Here is a 20,806-nt window from a genome sequence, read left to right on the forward strand (position 1 = left end):
TCGATATGTCACAAGAATTTACAAAGTTTTTGTTAGGAAGAGAGATCGTGTCGCTACACAATTTTGAGGGTCTATCCGACGCGGTGCTTGTTGCGCGGGCCGTTGACGGCGACAGGTGCGCCTTCGCAGCGCTTCTTCGCCGGTACGCGCCCCTCATGTCGGGATACGCCCGCAAGCTCACGTGCTCGAACGCAGATGCAGATGATGCGGTCCAGGAGGCCTTCATCACTGCCTGGCACGCGCTGGATTCCCTCGAGAATCACGCGTCAGTAAAGTCTTGGCTGATGAGGATCGTGGGGCACAAAGCGATTGATCGCACACGCGCACGCCCAACTAACGAGCCGCTCACTGAGTTCAATGCGCCAGCATCGAGGGTCACACAGCCTGAACGTCACGTCGAGGTCGCGTCTCAGCTGCAGGAGGTTGCGCACGCACTCGATGCGTTACCGGATCTGCAGCGTCAGGCCTGGCTTTTGCGCGAGCTGGCTGGATATTCTTATTTGGAGATCGCTGGCGAACTTGGAGTTCCCGTCTCTACGGTGCGCGGTGCGATAGCGCGAGCGCGAAGCGCGCTTCTACGCGGAATGGGCGGATGGACATGACACAAGATGACGCGGTCAATCGGTCGACCGACGACGCTGGTGACGATGCACGCGTGGGCGGATTCGCACTCTCAGAGCTCGCTGATTACGCCGCCAGCGGCCGCACACCGCTGCGAGACGACATTGAGCGCAGTGTCGAAGCGCGGCACGCGGTCGCGCAGCTTGAACGACTACGCCAGCTCGCCGACGAGGTAGCGTCACGCGCAGGAGCAGGCGCCACCGAGAGCCCCTGGTTTCACCGGGTTCTACACGACCTGAAACAAAAACGTGAGCCGTAGGTAAGCGGCATCTCACGCGTGCGGCACCGGCATGACGTGCGGGTAACCAGTAGCCCTGACTGCCTACTTGTGCAAGGGTGGTTACACCGATCATGCCGACGAGGTCACTGAGCGTGCAGAGCTTACGTGGCTTCAACTCACCGCACGGAGGAACAATGGCGTCTCGTTCGAACAAAGTGGGCCTCTTCGCGGGGGCGGCCGCGGCCGCGCTCACCATCGTCGGTGTCTACGACATCACACAGAAGAAGAAGGCGGTGCTGCGCAGCCACCCCATCATTGGGCACGCACGCTACCTGCTGCAGGCGATACGCCCCGAGATTCAGCAGTACTTCATCGAGCGCGACTGGGACGGCCGGCCGTTTAGCCGCACCACCCGCGAGCTGATCTACGACCGGTCAAAGAACGCCAAGTCTGAGGAGGCGTTTGGTACGCTGCGCGACGTCGAACGCGAGGGCGCCGAGTGGCTCGTGCACTCTGTTACGCCGCTTGAACCGCCCGCAGAAACGCCCCGGGTCACGGTCGGCGGGCCCGACTGCACCAAACCCTACGACATGTCGCTCATGAACGTGTCGGCGATGAGTTTTGGCGCGCTGTCCGCCAATGCGATTCACGCCCTCAACGCTGGCGCCAAGAAGGGCGGCTTCGCCCACGACTCGGGTGAGGGAGGCATCTCGCCATACCACCACGCGGGCGGCGGCGACGTGGTGTGGGAGATCGGCAGCGGGTACTTTGGCGCCCGCACCGACGACGGCCGATTCAGCCCCGAGAAGTTCGCTGAGAAGGCCGCTCACGAACAGGTGAAGTGTGTGTCACTCAAACTCAGTCAGGGCGCAAAGCCCGGCCTGGGCGGCGTGCTCCCGGCGAGCAAAGTGACCGCCGAGATCGCCGAAACCCGCGGGGTGCCGCAGGGCGTCAAGTGTGTGAGCCCCGCCCAGCACAGCGCCTTTTCAACCCCCATCGAACTGGTCGAGTTCATCGCGCAGATGCGCGAACTCGCGGGCGGCAAACCGGCAGGGTTTAAGCTCTGCGTCACTTCGCAGCGCGACGTGCTCGCCATGTGCAAGGCGATGATCGAGGTGGGCACGACGCCCGATTTCATCATCGTCGACGGGTCTGAGGGCGGCACCGGCGCCGCCCCCGAAGAGTTCGAGGACAACGTAGGCATGCCGCTCACGCAGGGGCTGTTGACTGTGCACAACGCGCTCGTGGGGGCGGGTCTGCGCGACCGCATCAAGATTGGCGCTTCGGGCAAGATCGCTTCGGGCGCCGACATCGTGAAGCGACTCATTCAGGGCGCCGACTACACCAACGCCGCGCGCCCCATGATGATGGCGCTCGGCTGCATTCAGTCGCTGCGATGCGCCACGAACACCTGCCCCACGGGCATCGCGACGCAGAGCCCCATTCGCCAGCGCGCCCTGCACGTACCCACCAAAATCGACCGGGTCTACAACTATCACAAGAACACGGTCGACGAGGCTCTGCGGCTGATGGCGTCGATGGGCGTGCGCGACCGTTCAGAACTCTCGCCCCATATGCTGCGCCAGAACGTCAGCGGCGAGCGCAACGCCTCGTACGCCGAGCTGTACCGGTGGCTCGAGCCCGGCGAACTGCTCGCTGAGGCTCCCGCCGAGTGGGCACTCGACTGGCAGCTCGCTGATGCGCACCGCTTCGGCCTCGCCGCGCGGTGAACGTCAAATATGCGCGACGAGTTCCGTTTATGGGCCTGGCTAAAGCGGAAGTAGTCGCGCATATTTTTGGCATGCGGGGAGGTTCATGCGTGCTACTTCAGACGCGTCTCGTAGAAGTCGCGCAGCTGCTCGCTCTTACGAAACACGATCTCGTCCCACTCTTCGTCGGTGGTCGAGCTGTCGGCGAAGTCTGACGGAATCTTGAACACCTGCAGCGGCACGTCAAACTTCGCACACACCGAGGCGTAGGCGTACGCCTCCATGTCGACGAGCGTCGCGCCGAGGCCCGCGATGTGCGCGCGCTGCGCGTCGTCTTTCACGAACACGTCGCCGGTCGCAATCGTCGCGGTGAACTCGGGCAGCAGCACCTCGCCCGCGGGCGTGAGCGTCGGCGACGGCAGCGAAAAGTCGTGCTGCACTACGCCAGTCACCTGATACACATCGTCGAGGCTGGGGCGATCCGGAGCATCACCCACGACGCCCGCGGTGCCCAGCACAATGACCCGCGCGATCCGGGCTCCCCCAGCATCAGCAGCATCAGCAGCACCCGCAGCAGCACCGGCAGTGAGTGCGTGGGCGAGCGAGGTCGCGGCGTTGATCTTGCCGACGCCGGTTACGAGGTGGGGCACGTCGGCGAACGCCGAGGCCTCGTCGCGGTGGGCAAAGACGAGCAGCGTGTTGGTCACTAAGACTCCTTGTGGTGCGGTGTAGCGGGCTTGCGGCGTCGGGCGCGCGGCCCCGATCAAGCGTAATGCACCGCGGTGGTTCACGCCGTACAAGGTTTGACGTGCGGTCGGGCCGCCCCCTAAGCTCAGCCTAACGACCATTAGTTAGGTATTGATGATGACCCGAACTCGCATTTTGCAGGCCGCGCTGACGCGGTTCTCACGGGCCGACTATGCCGAGACCTCCCTCAGAGACATCGCAGCCGATGTTGGCATCAAGGCACCCTCGATCTACGCGCACTTTGCAAGCAAAGACGAGCTGTACACCGAGGTGTATATCGCTTCGCTCGCCGAGCACCGCGCTTACTTCACGGCGCTCGTAGCCGACTCGGCGGGCACCGACCCGCTCGATCGACTGCACCGCTTTCTCACGGGCGTGAGCGCGTTCTACCGCGCACACCCCGATCTACTCAATCTTCACCTTCGCACCACACTGGGCCGCACCACGGTTCAGACATCCGGTCTGACAGACGCGTTTCAGGTTTGGGACGCCGAACTGTCGGCCGCCGTTCGAGAGACATATCTCGACGGTGTGCACCGCGGGCAATTCACAAGCTTGCCCGCGGAGGCCTTCACCTCGCATTTCCTGTGCCTCATGGACGGCCTGTTCCTGCAAATGAGCCACTACACGCCCGAGCTCTACGACGAGCACCTTTCACACACCTGGAGCACGCTCGCGCAGCTCATCACAGCCGCGCCCGCTGCTTCGACGGAGACCACCACCTCATGACACATGAACCCCGCGCGAACGCCGCCAAGGCACGCGCTAAATCCACCAAGTCAGACTACGAACTAGGCCGTGTGCCAGCCAGCGAACGCAAGTCTTGGCTGCCTATCGCGGGCATCTGGATCGCCATTGGCATCGACCTGTCGGGCACCATCATGGGCGTGCAGCTCGGCAACGGGCTTCCCTTCAACGAGGCCCTCTCTGCCACGATTCTCGGCTCGGTGCTGCTGGGGCTGCTCGCCATGGCCTGCACCTATGTCGGCGCCGCCACCGGCCTCACCAGCGCCATGCTCTCGCGCGCGGTGTTTGGCACCATCGGCGGCCGCGTGATCGCCATCGCGATGGCCATCTCGTCGCTCGGCTGGTTTGGTGTGCAGACCGGGTTCTTCGCCGATAACGCACGCATCGCCGTCGATGAGCTGCTGGGCGCAGACCTACCCGTGCACCTGTTCACCGTCGTGGGTGGAATCCTCATGATGCTCACCGCGCTGTGGGGCTACCGCTCCATTCAACGCCTCAGCTCGTGGGCGGTGCCGCTACTCATCGGGCTACTTGGCCTCGCGGTGGTGCTCGCGTTCGCACAGTTTGGTGCGGGCGATCTCCTGGCAGACATTCCGGCGCAGTTCACGTTTGGCGGCGCGGTGTCGCTCGTCATGGGTATCTTCGTGTTTGGCGTCATCGTCTCCCCCGACATCGCACGCTGGGCAAAAACCCCCAAGCAGGCCATGGCGGCCGGCTTCACCGGCTTCTTCATCGGTAACTCGCTGATCGTGATCGTCGCGCTCGTGCTCTCGCGCGTGATGGGCGTTGAAGACCTGATGCGCATGTTCTTCATGCTCGGCCTGGGCGCGTTCGCGCTCATCGTGCTCACCCTCGCGCAGTGGACGACGAACACCAACAACCTCTACTCGGCCGCGCTCAACCTCTCGGTCGTGTTCACGCGCGTGAGCCGCCGCACGCTCACGCTCGCGGGCGGCGCCATCGCGATCGGGGCCGCGGTCGCAGGCATCTACGACGCGTTCATTCCGTTCATCTCGGTCATGGGCACGTTCATTGCCCCTTACGGCGGCGTGTACCTCGCCGAGTTCTTCACCCGCCGCACGGGCCGGCTGCGGCAGCATGCGAGCACCGACGACCGCGGCACCGACGTCAGCGACACGAGCACGAGCGCGCCCGCTGTCGACGCCTGGGCGTTCGTGGCCTGGGGCGTCGGCTGCCTCACCGGTGTGCTCACGACGCAGGCAGGCGACGGACTGGGGCTCGGCGCGTTCACGCTCACGACGATCCCCGCGCTCGACGCGATCCTCGCCGCCTTCGTCGCCCACGCGCTGCTCGGTCTCGCGCGCACGGGTAAGCGCGCCACGGGCGATGATCCGGATCAAGCCGAGCCCAGCCCAGATACCGCCGCGACCGACGCGGCGGCCCACCCCCTCGCCGAAGGAACCAAACGATGACCAGCCCAGTGCTCACAAGCATCACCGAGGCCGATATTGACGACATCGCGATCGGTGCCGCCGTGCTCGGCACCGGCGGCGGCGGCGACCCGCACCTCGGGTCGCTGCACGCCAAACGCGCCATTCGCGAACACGGCGACGTGCGAGTGCTGCAGGTGGCCGAGCTCGACGACGAGGGCCTCGTCGTGCCCGTCGGCATGATCGGTGCGCCGTCGGTATCGATCGAGAAGATCGCGGGGGCCGAAGAGCTCGGCCGCGCCCTCGACCTGCTCGAGCAGGGCACCGGCCGCAAGATCGCAGCGATCATGCCAATCGAGATCGGGGGCGGCAACTCGCTGATTCCGATCGCGGCGGCCGCCGAGCGCGGGCTGCCCATCGTCGACGGCGACGCGATGGGGCGCGCGTTTCCTGAGGCACAGATGGTCACGTTTCACCTCGCAGGCTACGGGCCGGGCGCGACCGTGCTCGTCGACGCGCAGGGCAACGCCGTGCTGTCATACCCGGTCGACGGCGCGTGGTCTGAGCGGCTCGCGCGCGTGCTCACCTTTGAGATGGGCGGCTCAGCGACAATGATCGACTACGCCTACCCCGGCCGCGTCGCCCGCGAGTGCGCGATTCCAGGCACCCTCACCATGGCCCGCGAAATCGGCCGCATGCTGCGCAGCTCACAGGTGCGCGACGACGAACGCATCGACGCGATGCTCACCAGGCTCGGCGGCTACCGACTGTTCGACGGTAAGGTGAGCGCCATCGAGCGCGCCGTCGAGGGCGGGTTTACGCGCGGCCGTGCCGCGCTCGACGGCACCGGCACCGACCGCGGCCGCACGTTTGAACTGGCGTTTCAAAACGAAATGCTGCTCGCCACCCGCGACGGCCAGGTCGCCGCCGTCACCCCCGACCTCATCGCGGTGCTCGACCAGGCGACGGGGCACCCCATCACCACCGAGACGGTGCGCTACGGCGCGCGCGTGACCATCGTCGCGTTTCCGTGCCACCCGCAGTGGCGCACGCAGCGCGGCCTCGACACCGCAGGCCCCGCCTACTTCGGCTACGACGTACCGTTTACGCCGGTGGAAGAACTGGCCGCGGCCGGGCTGCCGCCCGCGCCCAATGATCCGGAGCAAGACTCGACGACGCAGGAGGCCCGCGCATGAGCTACAGAATTGGCATCGACGTTGGCGGCACGAACACGGACGCGATCGTGCTCGACCCCGAACGCCGCGTGCTCGCATCGGTCAAGACGCCCACGCAGGCGCGATCGGGTGAGGGCGTCGCCCGCGCGATCGACCTGGTGCTCGAGGCGTCGGGGATCGCCGTGGGCGAGGTGTCGGCCGCGATGCTCGGCACGACGCACTGCACGAACGCGATCGTCGAACGGCGCGGCCTCGGCCGGGTGGGTGTGCTGCGTTTGGGCGGCCCCGCCACCACCGCTGTGCCACCGTTTGAGGGCTGGCCCCAAGACCTGCGCGCCGCCGTGGCTGGCCCCTCGTTTGTGATCGCAGGCGGCCACGAATTCGACGGGCGCGAGATCAGCCCGCTCGACGAAGACGCGGTGCGTGCCGCCGCCGAACAAATGCGGGGCGTCGTTGACGCGGTCGCGGTCATTGGCGTTTTTGCGCCCGTCGCCGACGCGCACGAGCAGCGGGCAGCCGCCCTCGTCGAAGAGCTGTTGAGCGTGCCCGTATCGCGGTCGATCGAGATCGGTTCGATCGGGCTGCTCGAGCGCGAAAACGCGACGATTCTCAACGCCTCGCTGATTCGCACGCTCGGCGACATGGCCGACGGTTTCGCTCGCTCACTCGCCGCGCACGGAATCGAAGCCGACATCTACTTCGGTCAAAACGACGGCACGCTCATGCGGCTCGACTTCGCGCTGCGCTACCCCGTATTTACGATCGGGTGCGGCCCGACCAACTCGATTCGCGGCGCCGCGCACCTAAGCGGCGTCTCTGACGCGCTCGTGGTCGACATCGGTGGCACGACCACCGACATTGGTGTGCTCGCAGGCGGGTTTCCTAGGCAGTCGTCGCACGCGGCAGAGATCGGTGGGATCCGCACCAACTTTCGCATGCCCGACGTGCTGTCTGTGGGGCTCGGCGGGGGCACGATCGTGCGCGGCGGCGGTGTTGGTGCTGCGGGTGTTGGTGTTGGTGCTGGTGGTGCTGGTGGTGCTGCTGGTGCTGCTGGTGCTGCTGGTGCTGGCGCTGGTGCTGGTACTGCTGCGCCGATTACGCTCGGGCCCGACAGCGTCGGGTACCGCATCGCGACCGAGGCTCTCGTGTTCGGTGGTGCGACGCTTACAGCCACCGACGTTGCGGTCGCGGTCGGCCGCCTCCACATCGACGATGCGGCGGCTCCCCAGATCGAGCCCGAGCTGCTGGCGGGCGCAGATGACGCGATCCGGAGCTTTCTTGAAGAAGCCATCGACCAGATGAAGCCGAGCGCGGCGCCCGTTCCCGTGGTGCTCGTGGGCGGCGGTGCGGCGGTGTCGCCGGCCGAGCTCGAGGGGGTTTCGCGCGTGATTCGGCCCGAGCATTCGAGCGCCGCCAACGCGGTTGGGGCGGCCCTTGGCGATGTCGCGGGCCAGGCCGAGCAGGTGTTTTCGCTGCGCGAAACCACCCGCGAGCAGGCCGTCGAGGTTGTGCGCGCCGACGCGATAGCGCGCGCGATCGAGGCGGGCGCCGAACCAGCGAGCGTCGAGATCATCGCGCTCGAAGAGCTGCCCGTCGCGTACATGGAGGGCACCGTGATCGTGCGAGCGCGAGCGGCCGGGCGGCTCGCGTAGCCACGCAGCTCGCGTAGCCGCGCGGCCCGCGTAGCCGAGCGGCCCGCGTAGCCGAGCGGCCCGCGTAGCCACGCAGCCCGCGCAGCCAGCGCAGCCCGCGCAGCCCGAGTGGCCCGCGCAGCCGAGCGGCCCGCGTAGCCGAGCGGCCCGCGCAGCCCGCGCAGCCCGCGCAGCCCGCGCAGCCCGCGTGGCCCGCGTGGCACGAGACGGCATCGAAACGACGAGACGGCATCGAAACGACGAGGCGGTATCGAAAGTACGTACTTTCCATGGCGTCTCGTTATTTCGATGCCGACTCGTCGGTAGCCTGTGGCGCGGGCTACCCCAGCGGCTCGGTCTGCAGGTGCGGGTCAGCCTACGGGCGCGGGGCGGTTGCGACCGGGCGCTCGGGATCGTTCGACCACTGAGACCACGACCCCGGAAAGAGTGCGCCGCGAACTCCCGCAAGCTCGAGCGCGAAGAGGGTGTGACTCGCGGTAACGCCAGATCCGCAGTACGCCCCCACGCCTGCCCCGTTAGCTGACGCCGGGGCGATGCTTGCTGCGAGCTCGGCGCCGACGTCGGTGTCGGAGTCGATGCCGGTGGCGGTGTCGGTGTCGGATTCGATGCCGGTGTCGGTGTCGGTGTCGGTGTCGGAGTCGGAGTCGATGCCGGTGTCGGAGTCGGAGTCGATGCCGGTGGCGCGCGCTGTAGGCCCCCCGGCGTCGAACTGCACTCCGACCGCGGCGAAGCGTTCACGTAGCTGGCTCCTGCTCAAGAACTTGCCGTCGGCGTCGATGTTCAACGTCGTCGGGACACTGCGAGCACCCGGAATATGACCTGCGCGCGGGTCGACGGGCTCGGTGTCGCCCGAGTAGCGCTCGGCCGCGCGCGCGTCGAGCAGCACCCCCTCACGCGCGAGCGCGGCCGCTTCGTCCATCGAGAGTCGAGGCATGTGCCCGCCTGCGACGGCAAGAGGTTGTGTCCTGGTGTGGGTGTCGGTGTCGGTGGCTGCATCGATTTCGGTGTCAATAACGCCGCCCTCACCAGTTTCTACCGGCAGCCCGGCAGCCTGCCACGCCGGCCACGCGCCGTCGAGCAGCCGCACGTCAATACCCGCGTCTCGTAGCACCCACCACGCGCGCGCCGCCGCTAGGTTACCTCCACCGTCGTAGGCAACAACACGATCGCCGGGCCGCAGCCCCCAGCGGCGCGCAGCCCCGGTGAGCACCTCATCGCTGGGCAGCGGATGCCGGCCGCTCGTCGCAGGTCCGTGCGACGCCAGCTCGGTGTCGAGGTCAACGTAGACCGCGCCAGGAATGTGCCCGGCGGCAAACGCTGCGCGCCCGTCTGGCGCAGCGAGGCTCCAGCGTACGTCGAGCACGAGAATGCGCGGTGCGCGGCCTGATCCGGAACGTTGCGCGGCAGGCGCAGCAAGATCAGCGGGCACAGCAGGCGCTGCAAGATCAGCGGACCTTTGTCGCAGCGCCCCGATTTCTTGAGCGAGGTCAGCGGGAGTGACGAGCAGTGTTGATCGATCGGCCATGCCCGCATGCTACCGTTCGCGTGCAGGCGCACCAGGTGGGCCGAGCCGTGTCGGGCGCTAGCCGGGCGGGGGCACTCACTATTTTCACATCAGCGCTTGCGGTCAGAAGTATGTTCCCATATACTGATGAGCTGAGCGCGCGAATGATCCGTGCGATTCGCCCGAGGGGCGGTCGCCATGACTCCCGAATCTAACTCGCCACAAGCGCTCCGCACGCGTCACCGCGACAACGGTTAGACGCACGATTCACCGCCCCAGGCGCTGCACTCGATCCCTCGATATTGCATGCACACGCGCCGGGCATTCATTTGGCTCGATCACGAGCCCGCGAGCATCGCTCGCACATCGCACACCACGACGGTGTGCACGAAAGGACATCATGACCACGATCACCAAACTCAAGAACTTCGCCCGTGCGGGCGGCCCGCGGGTCACACCGCGGGTTGCGCCGCGGGTCGCACCGCTGCGCACGCCCTACCACTCGCTCGGCTCGGCCGACGCGATGCGCGTGCCCGGCTGGGCCGAGCAGCGCTCGGTCTACCGCAGCGCAGGCCGCACCCTGTACCTGGTCGACACGTCGCGTCTCGCCGACGCGCGCGCCGATCTCAAGACCCTCGATCGCGCGGGCTGGGATGTACAGGTCGCAAAAGATCCTGCCGGATCACGCGCCCGCATCGCCCTCACCCGCCGCGATCTCGCCCGCGCCGCGTAGGGCTCAGTCGCGCGGGTGCACGACGCAAGTCACCACCCGCGCACTCTTTGTATTCCCGCACGCGTTAGCCACACGGATTAGCCGCGTGACACGAGGCTGCCGCTGAACGCGTCCACTTTGACCTCAACGTCGTCTGACGCGCCCTGCGGCACAATGTCGAACTCGTACAGTACACGGCCATCGTCTTTGCCCTCGAGTTTCCACTCACGTATCGAACCACTTTGCGCCTCGCGCGCCACAGCCGCGGCGTCTGCAAGCGGCACCACATCTTCGAACGAAAACACCTCGTCAAAGTCGTTGTCGTCTGCGTCGAGGGGTTCGCGCTCTTCTCGAAGCACCTCAAGGGTTTCGGCTTCAAACTGCACGTCATATTCCTCACGCGGAGAGACCAGCTTCACCTTGTACTCGAGCGTTTCACCGTGTCGCCGTTCAAGTTCAACCTTGCTCGGCTTGCCGTCGAAGATCTTCTGAGCTGCCGCAAGCGCATCGTGTGCGGCCTTAGCGGGCGGATCCGCGACAATGTCGCGCTGTGACGAATCTGCCGCACCTGAAGCCCCACCTGCATCGCTGCCCCCGTCGTCGGTGGCCGCTGTCGCCGTATCTGACTGTGCCGGTGGCGGCGCAGGTGTGGCGCCAGGCTCGGTCTCGGCAGTCATCGCGCTGCTGCAAGCCGTTGTACCCGCCAGCATCGCTGCCGCACAGACTGCCAGTAGGGCACGTTTGAATCTCCGTGACTGTTGGGCATTATCGCCACCGACAGGGTCTCGAGGATGCGCGCGTTTCAACATGTCGCCACCGTAAGCACGTCACGGCTCAAAAGACCAGCCCTGGAATATCTGGGCGCACTGTGCGTTATGGTCTACAGCGTCAACTGCACGCCAGCGCCCGGCCGCGCAGCGACAACTACATGATCCGGCGCGAGAAGATGCAGTGCCGAGCGCGTACTGGCCAGGAGGCAGATAGATTTGGCCGCTGAAGCAGCGACACCGCGCGGTGACGGCGCAGACTACGTGCCAGACCCGCGAAGATGGCGCGTGCTGTATGTGCTGGTCGGCGCGCTATTTATGTCGCTCGTGGGCGTGAGCATTGTCAACGTTGCGCTGCCATCGATCGGCACAGGCATTCATGCGACCGAATCACAGTTGCAGTGGGTGCTCTCGGGGTACGCCCTCACCTTTGGAATAGTGCTCGTGACGGCAGGCCGCGCGGGCGATTTGTTTGGCCGCGGGCCGCTCTTCATCGCAGGAGTTGCCGTGTTTACGCTCGCCTCGATCGCGGCGGGGTTTGCCCCCGATGCGCTCTCGCTCAACATTGCGCGCGCGGTGCAGGGCGTCGGATCGGGCATGCTGAACCCGCAGGCCGTTGGCATGATTCAGCAGTACTTTAGGGGCGCCGAACGCGCTCGCGCTTTTGGCATATTTGGCAGCGCCGTTGGGGTGTCTGTCGCTATCGGGCCGCTCCTGGGTGGGGTCTTGATTCAGGCGTTTGGTGTTGAGCATGGTTGGCGCGCGACCTTCTTCGTTAATGTGCCGGTCGGTATCATCACGATAATTCTCGCGGCCGTCTGGATCCCCAAGCCCCTGTTCACTGCGCGCGACGTGCGGCGAGAGCGTGCGGCGGGCCGCCGCGCAGATCTTGACCCCGTCGGATCTGCGTTGCTCGGTGCCACCGTGCTGCTGGTGTTATTGCCGTTTATGGAGGCGCGCGGGTCGGCCTACACCTGGTTCGGGTTGCCGCTCGGTATCGCGCTGGGCGTGGCCTGGGTCGCGTGGGAGAAACGATACCGCCGCCTGGGGCGCAGCCCCATGGTTGATCTGGGAATCTTTCGGGTATCGAGTTTTGCCAACGGCACGCTGCTCGTGGGGCTCTATTTCTTAGGCATCACCAGTGTGTGGGTGATCGTGGCGCTCTACATGCAAAATGGGCTCGGACGCACCGCCCTCGAAGCTGGACTGATCGGTTTGCCCAGCTCGATCCTGTCTGCCTTCGCTGCTCTCTGGGGCGCCAAACGGGTAGTCACTAAGGGACGCAGCGTCGTACTCCTCGGTTTGTATCTCGCGCTCGCCGGGCTTGCGCTGAGTGCATTGGTGGTGTGGTTGCGCGGCCAGGGGCTCGCGAGCGAGTGGTGGCTGCTCGCTTCGCTCGCGTTTATCGGCGTCGCGCAGGGGCTCGTGATCAGCCCCAATCAGGCGCTCACGCTCGCTGAGGTGCCCCTGAAATACGCTGGCAGCTCGGGTGGAATCATGCAGACCGGCCAGCGCATGGGCACATCAATGGGCATCGCTATGATCACAGCGCTCGCGTTCTCAGTGCTCGCCGCCACAGACTGGGCGACCGCATTCATCACGAGCTTCGCGGCGATCGGTGTCGTCGTCGTGGCCGCCCTCGCGGTCGGGTACCGCGATCTCGCCAGTCGCGGCGGCACCGTGCGGCTATAGCAGTGCCCCCGCGCCCGCGCCACGCCGGGGCCTGGCGTGGCCTCCACGCGAACCGTTACGCGGCGTCATACTTCGCCGGAGAGCAGCTCGACCTGCCTAAACTGGCGCCATGAGCGACGTAGAGCTGGCCGAAGTAGAGAGTTTTTCACTGGACCACACGAAGGTGCTCGCACCCTATGTGCGGCTGATTGGCGTGGAACACGGCCCTCAGGGCGACGCGATCTCGAACTACGACATTCGCCTCGTGCAGCCCAATGAAGAAGAGATTCCCACGGCCGGGCTGCACACCATCGAGCACACGATCGCTGGGCTGTTGCGCACCCGCATCGCAGGGCTCATCGATATCTCACCCTTCGGCTGTCGCACCGGGTTTCACATGATTCTGTGGGGCGAGCCCACGCCCGCCGAGGTCGCCGCCGCGATCAAGAGCTCGCTCGAAGACCTCGCCTGGCGCGTGACATGGGACGACGTTCCCGGCACCGAAGCCGTGAGCTGTGGCAACTACCGTGACCACTCGCTGCACTCAGCCAAGGAGTGGTCAAAGCGTGTACTCGACCGAGGTATTAGCCTCGACGCATTCGACCGCAGCAGCATCGCGTAAATGCCCGGCGGGCACCGCGCGGACAGGCTGTGCCGCCGCGCGGACAGGCTTTGAGCCGGCATCTGGTGCAGGCGCGCTGCCGTATCGACACGACCCGGCATTGAAATAACGAGCCGCCACGATAATCACGTTTTTATCGTGGCGGCCCGACATTTCGATGCCATCTCGGGGGCATACCTCGCGCAGCGCCCTACTCTCGGGGCATACCTCGCGCAGCGCCCTACGCGGGCAAGCCCACCGTCTGGCACACGAGCAGCGGCAGCTCACTCATGTCTTGAAACACGTTCACCGCACCCGCCTTGCGCAGCGCCTGCGGCTGCGCACTCGTGAGCGCACCGCTCGAGTAGCCGAGTACGGTCGCGCCAGCCGCGACCCCCGCGGTCACGCCAGCAACGGTGTCCTCGACAACGACGGCGCGATCCGGAGCGATCTTCAGCGCCCGCGCCGCCGCCAGATAGACGTCGGGAGCAGGCTTCGACCGCGGCACCTCCATGCCGCTAAACACCCGGTCGCCGAAGAAATCGGCGAGGCCAGTGAGGCTCAGCTGCATCTCGATCTTCGATCGGTCGGCACCGCTCGCGACCGCGATCTTCGTGCCGTACGCGCTCTTGATTAATTCCAGCGCGCCCAGCACGCCAGGGATCGCCGCGACCCGCTCGCGCAACGCGATGTCGCGGCGGGCGCGAAACTGCCCGATCCATGCGTCGTCGATGCGAAAACCTGTGCGCTCGAGGATCACGGCCCACTGATCTTTCAGGGCGCGGCCGATGAAGAGCGCCACGCACTCGGGCTCAGAGATCGGCCAGCCGAGCTCGTGCAGCATCTCGCGCAGCACGCCGTTGGTGATCGCTTCTGAGTCGACGAGCACGCCATCGCAGTCGAAGAGCACCCCGGCGAACGCTGGCCGCACTAGGACACCAGCACGTCGAGCGCTGCCGTGAGCGCCCCGTCGACGGCGCGGGTGACGATCTCGCGGTAGGGGTCGTAGCCGTCCATCGCATCGTCGGCCGCGTTGAGCGGGTTGCCGTCGATCGCGAAGACCGCGCCCGACTCGATGCCGTGCAACGACGCGATCACAAACAGGGCTGCGGCCTCCATCTCGACCGCGACAATCCCTGCGCGCTGCCACATGCGGTGGTCAATGCCGGTGATCACATCGCTCGGGTAGAACATGTCGCCCGTGAGCACGATGCCGGTGTGCACGTCGAGGCCGGTGGCTTGTGCGGCAGCGCGCAGCTCGAGCGCGAGCTCGGGGCTCGAGATCGCGGGAAACTCGGTGGGCACGAGCTGATGGCTCACGCCGTCTGCGCGCACCGCGCCCGTCGCGACCACGATCGCGCCGTCAATCACCTCGGGCTGCATGCCTCCGGCTGTTCCGGATCGGATGATGCGGGTCACCCCGCCGCGCGCGAGCTCCTCAAAGCAGACCGCGGCACCGGCAGCACCCACGCCGTGCGAAGCGACGGTGACGGGCACACCCTTGTAGCTGCCCGAGTAGACGTGGTACTCGCGGTTTGCGGTGAGCTGCTTGGCGTCGTCGAGCAGCTCGGCGACGCGGGCGGCGCGGCCGGGGTCGCCAACGACGAGGGCGCGGTCTGCGAGGTCAGATACGCGGGCGCGCAGGAGCGGCAGTTCGGCGTCGTGAGGAAGTCGTACGGGTGCCATGATGTGGCCTTTCTTTCGTAGTGAGTAGTGAAAACTGGGTTAGCGTGCGAAGCGCATGGATCCTGCGACTCCGCTCGCAAGCTCGCTGCGCGCAGGATGACGGAGCCAGGCGCTCGCAAGCTCGCTGCGCGCAGGATGACGGAGCCAGGCGCTCGCAAGCTCGCTGCGCGCAGGATGACGAGACGGCGCACTCGCAGGCTCGCTGCGCGCAGAATGACGGAGAGAGCACCGCGCGATAGCCCCCACCCCGACCGTCATTCTGCGCGACGAAGGAGTCGCAGAATCCATGCTCACGCTTGTGCCGCCTCGCGCAGGCGGCGACGGGCGGCTCGCGCACGGGCGCGCACGGCGTCGGCGTCGAGGGTGAGGTGTGTGCCATCGGCGTACACGTGGCGGCCGCCGATGAAGACGTGGCGCACGTCGGCGCCGGTGGCGGCGAAGCCGAGGTGTGAGGTGAGCGCTGCAGCGTCGGCGCCTGCGAGGTCGAGCGGAGTCGCGTTTGAGCCCGTCACGTCGAGCGCGATCACGTCGGCGAAGCGGCCCGCCTCGAGCGCGCCAGAATCAGTGAACCCCAGCGCGTTTGCGCCGCCGCTCGTGGCGATAGTGAGCACGTCTGCGGCTTTGGTGGCGGCGGCATCTTGACGGGCACCGCGGTGCAGCATCGAAGCGAGTTTGATCTCTTCAAACAGGTCGAGCGAGTTGTTCGACGCGACTGAGTCGGTGCCGAGACTCACTCGCAGGCCCGCGCTCTGCCAGTCAGGCAGCGCCGCGATACCGCAGCCGAGCTTGAGGTTTGAGACGGGGTTGTGGCTGACGGCAACCCCGTGGCGGGCCATTTCTGTCATTTCATCTTGTGTAAGATGCACACAGTGTGCTGCCAGCACATCGGCGTCAAATAGCCCGAGTGAGGCGAGGTGCGCGGCGGGCGTCGCCCCATACTGCTCGGTGATCTGTGCAACCTCGGCCGCCGACTCAGACACGTGTGTGTGCACCGGAATGCCCAGTCGCACCGCACGCTGGGCAATGTCGCGCAAGAACTCGGGCGGGCTCGTGTACGGCGCGTGCGGCCCATAGGCCACACGAATCTGCGGGTCGTCACGATAACGCTCGGCGAGCTCTTCGGTGTGCGCCACCGCGTCAGCCCCATTCCACGGCGCAACACCAGGGAACCCGACCGCGTCGGGCGCAAACGACGCCAGCGCCACCATCGCGCGCATGCCCGCGCCCCGCACGAGCTCAATCAGCCGCTCGTCCCAGTGGTACATGTCGGCGAACGCGACGGTGCCCGTCTCAATCATCTCGAGCATCGCGAGCTGCAGCCCCACCGCCACATCATCGTGCGTGAGATGCTGCTCGAGCGACTGTACGGCCGCAAGCCAGGGCATGAATCCGTCGTCATCAGACACCCCACGCAAGAGCGTCATCGCCGAGTGCGTGTGTCCATTCACGAGCCCCGGCATTAGCACATGACCCGCGAGGTCGTGCACCGCTACACCGTCGGGGCGCGCGCCAGCGGCGTGCGCCCCGTCACGAGCAGCGTCGTTCGCCGCGTCGCTCGACAGAGCGCCACCAATCTGCACCGACACCGCCTCGCGCCCACTGCCCGCCACACGCGGCCGGCCGGCGTATACGATGCGCCCGGCCGCATCGAAGGCAAGCTCGGCTGGCGCCACGACGCCCCCGGGCGTGAGCATCGCATCGGCGAGCAGCACGGTCTCTCGGTTACCCATTGTTCTCCCCCATCATGTCGATTTTGATCCGGAACAACACCGCTACCAGCCCGGCGTCGCGAGCATGCCGCCATCGACCGCGAGGTCTTGGCCGGTGATGAAGCTCGCGGCGGGCGACGCGAGCAGCGCGCACGCGTTGCCGATGTCGCGGGCGGTCGCGAGGCGGCGAAGCGGCGCGTGGGCGCGCCAACTCGCGACGCCCTCGGGCCAGGCCGCCTCGAGCCCGGGCCGCTCGACGAGCCCCGGCGACACCGTGTTCACCCTGATGCCCGCGGGCCCCAGCTCGAGCGCGGCCGCGCGCGCGTGCATCACGAGGCCCGCCTTGGCCGCGGCGTAGTGTGCGTGCGCGGGCGACGGGCGATGCGCTTCGACGCTCGCGATGTGAGTGATCCAGCGATTTGGTGCCGGATCACCGGCTGCGCCGGTCGCGGTGCCTGCTGAGCGCGCTGCGTTTGCCGCGTTTGTAGCGTTTGTCGCGTTTGCCGCCGCGGTCATCTCTGCCGCAGCCGCGCGCGTGAGTTCGAAGACGGAACCGAGGTTGGTGCCAAGCACCGCATCCCAGTCGGCGCGCGTGGTTTCTTCGAGCGTCTGCACTGGCTGCACGCCAGCGTTGTTGACGAGCCCGTCGAGGCCGCCGAGCGCGCGCACGACGTCCTGGATCAGCGCCTCGGCGGCGCCGGGTACTCCCAGGTCTGCACGCACCGCGACCGCCTCGCTGCCGCGCTCGCGCAGTCGTTCGACGAGTTCGAACGCGGCCTCTGCCGAGCCGCGATAGTGCACCGCGACCCGGGCCCCCGCGTCGGCGAAGGCCTCGGCGATGCCGCCGCCGACACCCCCTGAGGCACCCGTGATCAGCACGCGCTGACCGGTGAGGTCGGGCAGGGAGTGGTCACGGTGCTGCATGGGTTAGCCTCCGAGGCGTCGGTGTCGGGTGGAGTAGTCGCGCAATGCGCGTAAGAAGTCGACTTCACGCAGGTCTGGGTAGAGCGCCTCGACGAAGTAAAACTCTGAGTGCGCCGACTGCCAGATCATGAAATCGCTGAGGCGCTGCTCGCCCGAGGTGCGAATGATGAGGTCGGGGTCGGCTTGGCCGCGGGTCCAGAGGTGCTCGCCGATCGTCTCGGGCGTGAGCCGCTCGGGCAGGTTCTCGATCGTGCCACCCGCGGCCTGGTGCTCAGCGATGATGTCGCGCACCGCCGCCGTGATCTCGCTGCGCCCGCCGTACCCGACGGCGAGGTTGACGTGCAGCGTGGTCCTTGCGGGCTCGGACTGTTTGTTTTGTTGCGGCGTGGACGGTTCGGCCGGTTCGGACGGTTCGGACGGTTTGGCCGGTTTGGCGCTGGGCCCACAGTGCCGGGCCTCAGCGCAGTTGCCCTCAGCTGCGGCGAGCGCCGTGGCGAGCTCGGCAGACAGCCCCTCACTTGAGCCGACGTGCTTAACACACCAGCCGTCGTGGGCAGCGAGCTCGGTCGCGAGGTCGGCGATGATGCCGAAGAGATCTTGTAGTTCGAGCGAGTCGCGAGCGCCCAGGTTGTCGGCCGACAGGAGGTAGAGGGTGACGGTCTTGACGCCCGCCTCTTCGCACCATGACAGAAACTCGGGCACCTTCTTAGCGCCGGCCCGGTGGCCGAACGCAGCGCGCTCTTGCAACCGTAGTTTGGCCCAGCGCCGGTTGCCATCGACGATCACTGCGATGTGACCGGGCACGCGCTTCGGGTCGATCTCGCGGCGCAGGCGTCGCTGATAGAGCCGGTAGAGCAGACCGGCTCGGGGTGTCGACTGCTGCGCGTTCACAAGATTGATTCTATCGGCCAGGTGCGCGCGCTGGCTGGAAGCTCTCGCCGCGGTGGGGCGCGCCCCTCGCAGCCCTGCATGGAGAGTATCCACACATATGCGCGCGGTGCCCTGTAGCCGCTCTACACTCGAGGCATGACCCCACAGTGCGCACACGAGTCAGAGCCACGCGACGGCGCTGGCAGTCGCGCGGGGGTAGGGCCGCAGGGTCGATCCGGAACGAAGGGCGACCCCCAGAGTGACCCGAAGCCGCTGTGGCGCGGTTGGTTGCACGCCGGTACATTTCCCGTTGCGGTGGCCGCGGGCATCGTGCTGATTGCGGTCGCGCACGGGCCCGTCGCCAAGTGGGCAGCGGCCGTGTACATGCTCTCGAGCATGCTGCTGTTTGGCGTTTCTGCCCTGTACCACCGTTTCAATTGGAAGCCCGCGACGAAGCAGGTGTTTCGCAGGCTCGACCACGCCAATATCTTCTTGCTCATTGCGGGCACCTACACTCCTATCTCGTTGCTTGCGCTACCGCTCGACAAGGGAGTTGTACTCCTCATAGTCGTGTGGGCCGTAGCCCTATTGGGTATCGGGTTTCGTGTGTTCTGGCTCAGCGCACCGCGCTGGCTCTATGTACCGCTGTATGTCGGCCTCGGCTGGGCGGCTGTTGCCTATCTCGGGGACATTGCGGCGACGAGTTTCGCCGCAATGGTGCTCGTGGTGGTGGGCGGGCTGCTGTACACGCTGGGGTCGATCGTGTACGGGTTTAAGCGGCCAAACCCGGTGCCCGGGGTGTTTGGGTTTCACGAAATCTTTCACGCACTCACGGTGCTCGCGTTCTTCTGCCACTGGAGCGCCGCCCTGCTGCTCGTGCTCAACCCGTTCTATCTGCGTTAGCCATTTTCATTGACGGGCAGCCGATCTTCGCAGACACATGCCTGTCGTAGGTGGTTGGTACGCTCCGACTGCGCCCAGTAGCGTGAACTAGTACAGGCGGTCGAAGGGGTCCCATGCAAGCGATGGTGTGTCAGCTATGTTCAGGCAACAGCTTTTCGAAGCTCGATGAGTTCTTTCAGTGTGACTACTGTCGCACGAAGTACTCCCCCACAGAGGCGCGCAAGCTTCTCGTAGAGGGAACTGTGCGCCTCGACCGCACCGACGATGTCGGCAAATATCTCACGATCGCCGACAACGCCATCGCCGCCGGTAACCCGTCTGAAGCGTACGAATACGCCAACCGGGCACTCGAGGTTGACCCTGCAAGCGCGCAGGGGTGGCTCGTGAAGGGCTGCGCGGTCGGCTGGTCGGCCGTGCCTGCACAGGGGCTCACGCCGGCCGAACTACAAGAACCATTACGCCGCTCAACTGGCATGCTGTTCGAGATGATGCACTGTTTCAACACCGGTCTACAGTTCGTCACGCCCGAGAACCACCCGTCATATGTGTACCGGGCAGCGACCACCGTGCTGCCCGTTGTGAGCCTGCTCTACCAAGCGTCTGCGGTGAGTTACCCCTGGTTTCAAGAGACCCAAGACTCGTGGAGCCCGCACTGCGGGCGTACCGCTGCGCTCACTCAGTGTCTCAGCGACAGCTACGACCTGAGCGGCGACGCGACGCTGCTGAAGCTCGGTGTCGACCTGGTTTCGCAAGACATTGCGGCCTCTCGCTGGCTCAAGACAAGCCGCGCCGACGCTGAGGGCATGCGCCTTCGTCGCCACGAATTCATTGCGCTGGTGCGCCAGCACGAGCCCGGCTATTCACCCTCGATGCCGAAAGCCAAAAACCCGAACAGCTCGTGCTTCGTCATCACTGCCACATTTGGTGACGAGCGTGCTCCTGCTGTGCGCCTGCTACAGGCATACCGCGACCGTGTGCTGCGCAGATACTGGCTAGGCCGAGCGTTTATCGATTGGTACTACAGAGTCGGGCCACGCGCGGCTGATGTCATCGCAGACTCATACCTGCTGCGCGGGCTCACGCTTGCCTTGGTCGTGGTGCCTGCGATCATCGTGGCGCTACCTTCCCTCGCTATCGCCGCGGTGCTCGATCGACGCGGCGCGGCGGCACGCTGAATTTTCGCGGCTCTCGGGAGCC

General features: G+C 66.3%; 20 protein-coding genes. 12 read left to right on the plus strand and 8 right to left on the minus strand.

Features of this window, described 5'->3' with window-relative positions:
• Positions 1 to 5 precede the first annotated feature (5 nt).
• From ACXR2W_RS09980 to ACXR2W_RS09990, 3 genes are all read left to right on the plus strand, one after another.
• Complete coding sequence (locus tag ACXR2W_RS09980; protein ID WP_458814732.1) at positions 6 to 602, plus strand: RNA polymerase sigma factor; 597 nt, start codon at positions 6 to 8, stop codon at positions 600 to 602.
• Entirely contained in the window at positions 599 to 880 is a 282-nt protein-coding gene (locus ACXR2W_RS09985) for a hypothetical protein (RefSeq protein ID WP_458814734.1), read from the plus strand. Before ACXR2W_RS09980 ends, ACXR2W_RS09985 begins: the two co-directional genes overlap by 4 nt.
• A 155-nt stretch (positions 881 to 1,035) precedes the next feature.
• On the plus strand, positions 1,036 to 2,571 hold the full coding sequence (locus ACXR2W_RS09990) for an FMN-binding glutamate synthase family protein (RefSeq protein WP_458814736.1): 1,536 nt from the start codon (positions 1,036 to 1,038) through the stop codon (positions 2,569 to 2,571).
• 92 nt (positions 2,572 to 2,663) lie between these two features.
• Here the strand turns inward: ACXR2W_RS09990 and ACXR2W_RS09995 are convergent, their stop codons facing one another.
• Entirely contained in the window at positions 2,664 to 3,257 is a 594-nt protein-coding gene (locus ACXR2W_RS09995; protein ID WP_458814738.1) for a phosphorylase family protein, read from the minus strand.
• 157 nt (positions 3,258 to 3,414) lie between these two features.
• On the opposite strand from ACXR2W_RS09995, the gene ACXR2W_RS10000 reads away from it, so the two are divergent.
• Genes ACXR2W_RS10000 through ACXR2W_RS10015 form a run of 4 tightly spaced genes read left to right on the plus strand, consistent with a single transcriptional unit; the run spans position 3,415 to position 8,262 of the window.
• A complete protein-coding gene (locus ACXR2W_RS10000) occupies positions 3,415 to 4,026 on the plus strand; it encodes a TetR/AcrR family transcriptional regulator (RefSeq protein ID WP_458814740.1) in 612 nt (203 codons plus the stop codon).
• Entirely contained in the window at positions 4,023 to 5,477 is a 1,455-nt protein-coding gene (locus ACXR2W_RS10005) for a cytosine permease (RefSeq protein WP_458814742.1), read from the plus strand. The genes ACXR2W_RS10000 and ACXR2W_RS10005 overlap by 4 nt, the downstream gene beginning before the upstream one ends.
• A complete protein-coding gene (locus tag ACXR2W_RS10010; RefSeq protein ID WP_458814744.1) occupies positions 5,474 to 6,631 on the plus strand; it encodes an S-methyl thiohydantoin desulfurase family protein in 1,158 nt (385 codons plus the stop codon). The genes ACXR2W_RS10005 and ACXR2W_RS10010 overlap by 4 nt, the downstream gene beginning before the upstream one ends.
• A complete protein-coding gene (locus ACXR2W_RS10015; protein ID WP_458814746.1) occupies positions 6,628 to 8,262 on the plus strand; it encodes a hydantoinase/oxoprolinase N-terminal domain-containing protein in 1,635 nt (544 codons plus the stop codon). Before ACXR2W_RS10010 ends, ACXR2W_RS10015 begins: the two co-directional genes overlap by 4 nt.
• A 355-nt stretch (positions 8,263 to 8,617) precedes the next feature.
• Here ACXR2W_RS10015 and ACXR2W_RS10020 read toward each other — a convergent pair whose 3' ends face one another.
• Positions 8,618 to 9,787 (minus strand): sulfurtransferase, encoded by a 1,170-nt coding sequence (locus tag ACXR2W_RS10020; protein WP_458814748.1) that lies wholly within the window; start codon positions 9,785 to 9,787, stop codon positions 8,618 to 8,620.
• A 379-nt stretch (positions 9,788 to 10,166) separates the two neighbouring features.
• Between ACXR2W_RS10020 and ACXR2W_RS10025 the strand changes: the two genes are divergently transcribed.
• The gene (locus tag ACXR2W_RS10025; protein WP_458814750.1) at positions 10,167 to 10,499 is read left to right on the plus strand and encodes a hypothetical protein; all 333 of its coding nucleotides are present in this window, start codon (positions 10,167 to 10,169) and stop codon (positions 10,497 to 10,499) included.
• 77 nt (positions 10,500 to 10,576) lie between these two features.
• Here the strand turns inward: ACXR2W_RS10025 and ACXR2W_RS10030 are convergent, their stop codons facing one another.
• On the minus strand, positions 10,577 to 11,155 hold the full coding sequence (locus ACXR2W_RS10030; RefSeq protein ID WP_458814752.1) for a PepSY domain-containing protein: 579 nt from the start codon (positions 11,153 to 11,155) through the stop codon (positions 10,577 to 10,579).
• 309 nt (positions 11,156 to 11,464) lie between these two features.
• Between ACXR2W_RS10030 and ACXR2W_RS10035 the strand changes: the two genes are divergently transcribed.
• A complete protein-coding gene (locus ACXR2W_RS10035) occupies positions 11,465 to 12,937 on the plus strand; it encodes an MFS transporter (RefSeq protein WP_458814754.1) in 1,473 nt (490 codons plus the stop codon).
• 109 nt (positions 12,938 to 13,046) lie between these two features.
• Complete coding sequence (locus ACXR2W_RS10040) at positions 13,047 to 13,538, plus strand: S-ribosylhomocysteine lyase (RefSeq protein ID WP_458814756.1); 492 nt, start codon at positions 13,047 to 13,049, stop codon at positions 13,536 to 13,538.
• Positions 13,539 to 13,758: 220 nt separating this feature from the next.
• On the opposite strand, the gene ACXR2W_RS10045 is transcribed toward ACXR2W_RS10040, so the two are convergent.
• The 5 genes from ACXR2W_RS10045 to ACXR2W_RS10065 all read right to left on the minus strand — a co-directional run bounded on the left by ACXR2W_RS10045 (position 13,759) and on the right by ACXR2W_RS10065 (position 18,727).
• Positions 13,759 to 14,448 carry an HAD family hydrolase gene (locus ACXR2W_RS10045; protein ID WP_458814758.1) on the minus strand — a complete coding sequence of 230 codons (690 nt, stop codon included), beginning with the start codon at positions 14,446 to 14,448 and terminating at the stop codon, positions 13,759 to 13,761.
• Entirely contained in the window at positions 14,448 to 15,203 is a 756-nt protein-coding gene (locus tag ACXR2W_RS10050; RefSeq protein ID WP_458814760.1) for a nucleoside phosphorylase, read from the minus strand. The genes ACXR2W_RS10045 and ACXR2W_RS10050 overlap by 1 nt, the downstream gene beginning before the upstream one ends.
• 290 nt (positions 15,204 to 15,493) lie before the next feature.
• On the minus strand, positions 15,494 to 16,933 hold the full coding sequence (locus ACXR2W_RS10055; RefSeq protein ID WP_458814762.1) for an amidohydrolase: 1,440 nt from the start codon (positions 16,931 to 16,933) through the stop codon (positions 15,494 to 15,496).
• 42 nt (positions 16,934 to 16,975) lie between these two features.
• Entirely contained in the window at positions 16,976 to 17,836 is an 861-nt protein-coding gene (locus ACXR2W_RS10060) for an SDR family NAD(P)-dependent oxidoreductase (RefSeq protein WP_458814764.1), read from the minus strand.
• A gap of 3 nt (positions 17,837 to 17,839) precedes the next feature.
• Entirely contained in the window at positions 17,840 to 18,727 is an 888-nt protein-coding gene (locus ACXR2W_RS10065) for an undecaprenyl diphosphate synthase family protein (RefSeq protein ID WP_458814766.1), read from the minus strand.
• A gap of 135 nt (positions 18,728 to 18,862) precedes the next feature.
• Between ACXR2W_RS10065 and trhA the strand changes: the two genes are divergently transcribed.
• Together trhA and ACXR2W_RS10075 are read left to right on the plus strand one after the other, a co-directional pair.
• The gene (gene trhA / locus ACXR2W_RS10070; protein WP_458814768.1) at positions 18,863 to 19,609 is read left to right on the plus strand and encodes a PAQR family membrane homeostasis protein TrhA; all 747 of its coding nucleotides are present in this window, start codon (positions 18,863 to 18,865) and stop codon (positions 19,607 to 19,609) included.
• A 113-nt stretch (positions 19,610 to 19,722) separates the two neighbouring features.
• On the plus strand, positions 19,723 to 20,784 hold the full coding sequence (locus tag ACXR2W_RS10075) for a CFI-box-CTERM domain-containing protein (protein ID WP_458814770.1): 1,062 nt from the start codon (positions 19,723 to 19,725) through the stop codon (positions 20,782 to 20,784).
• The last annotated feature ends 22 nt before the right edge of the window (positions 20,785 to 20,806 follow it).

The organism is Leucobacter faecis (assembly GCF_054456695.2).

Bases quoted from the DNA above. Each gene is read 5' to 3' on its own strand.
- ACXR2W_RS09980 (WP_458814732.1), top strand. From the start codon at position 6: ATGTCACAAGAATTTACAAAGTTTTTGTTAGGAAGAGAGATCGTGTCG.
- ACXR2W_RS09985 (WP_458814734.1), top strand. From the start codon at position 599: ATGACACAAGATGACGCGGTCAATCGGTCGACCGACGACGCTGGTGAC.
- ACXR2W_RS09990 (WP_458814736.1), top strand. From the start codon at position 1,036: ATGGCGTCTCGTTCGAACAAAGTGGGCCTCTTCGCGGGGGCGGCCGCG.
- ACXR2W_RS10000 (WP_458814740.1), top strand. From the start codon at position 3,415: ATGACCCGAACTCGCATTTTGCAGGCCGCGCTGACGCGGTTCTCACGG.
- ACXR2W_RS10005 (WP_458814742.1), top strand. From the start codon at position 4,023: ATGACACATGAACCCCGCGCGAACGCCGCCAAGGCACGCGCTAAATCC.
- ACXR2W_RS10010 (WP_458814744.1), top strand. From the start codon at position 5,474: ATGACCAGCCCAGTGCTCACAAGCATCACCGAGGCCGATATTGACGAC.
- ACXR2W_RS10015 (WP_458814746.1), top strand. From the start codon at position 6,628: ATGAGCTACAGAATTGGCATCGACGTTGGCGGCACGAACACGGACGCG.
- ACXR2W_RS10020 (WP_458814748.1), bottom strand. From the start codon at position 9,787: ATGGCCGATCGATCAACACTGCTCGTCACTCCCGCTGACCTCGCTCAA.
- ACXR2W_RS10025 (WP_458814750.1), top strand. From the start codon at position 10,167: ATGACCACGATCACCAAACTCAAGAACTTCGCCCGTGCGGGCGGCCCG.
- ACXR2W_RS10030 (WP_458814752.1), bottom strand. From the start codon at position 11,155: ATGACTGCCGAGACCGAGCCTGGCGCCACACCTGCGCCGCCACCGGCA.
- ACXR2W_RS10040 (WP_458814756.1), top strand. From the start codon at position 13,047: ATGAGCGACGTAGAGCTGGCCGAAGTAGAGAGTTTTTCACTGGACCAC.
- ACXR2W_RS10050 (WP_458814760.1), bottom strand. From the start codon at position 15,203: ATGGCACCCGTACGACTTCCTCACGACGCCGAACTGCCGCTCCTGCGC.
- ACXR2W_RS10055 (WP_458814762.1), bottom strand. From the start codon at position 16,933: ATGGGTAACCGAGAGACCGTGCTGCTCGCCGATGCGATGCTCACGCCC.
- ACXR2W_RS10060 (WP_458814764.1), bottom strand. From the start codon at position 17,836: ATGCAGCACCGTGACCACTCCCTGCCCGACCTCACCGGTCAGCGCGTG.
- trhA (WP_458814768.1), top strand. From the start codon at position 18,863: ATGACCCCACAGTGCGCACACGAGTCAGAGCCACGCGACGGCGCTGGC.
- ACXR2W_RS10075 (WP_458814770.1), top strand. From the start codon at position 19,723: ATGCAAGCGATGGTGTGTCAGCTATGTTCAGGCAACAGCTTTTCGAAG.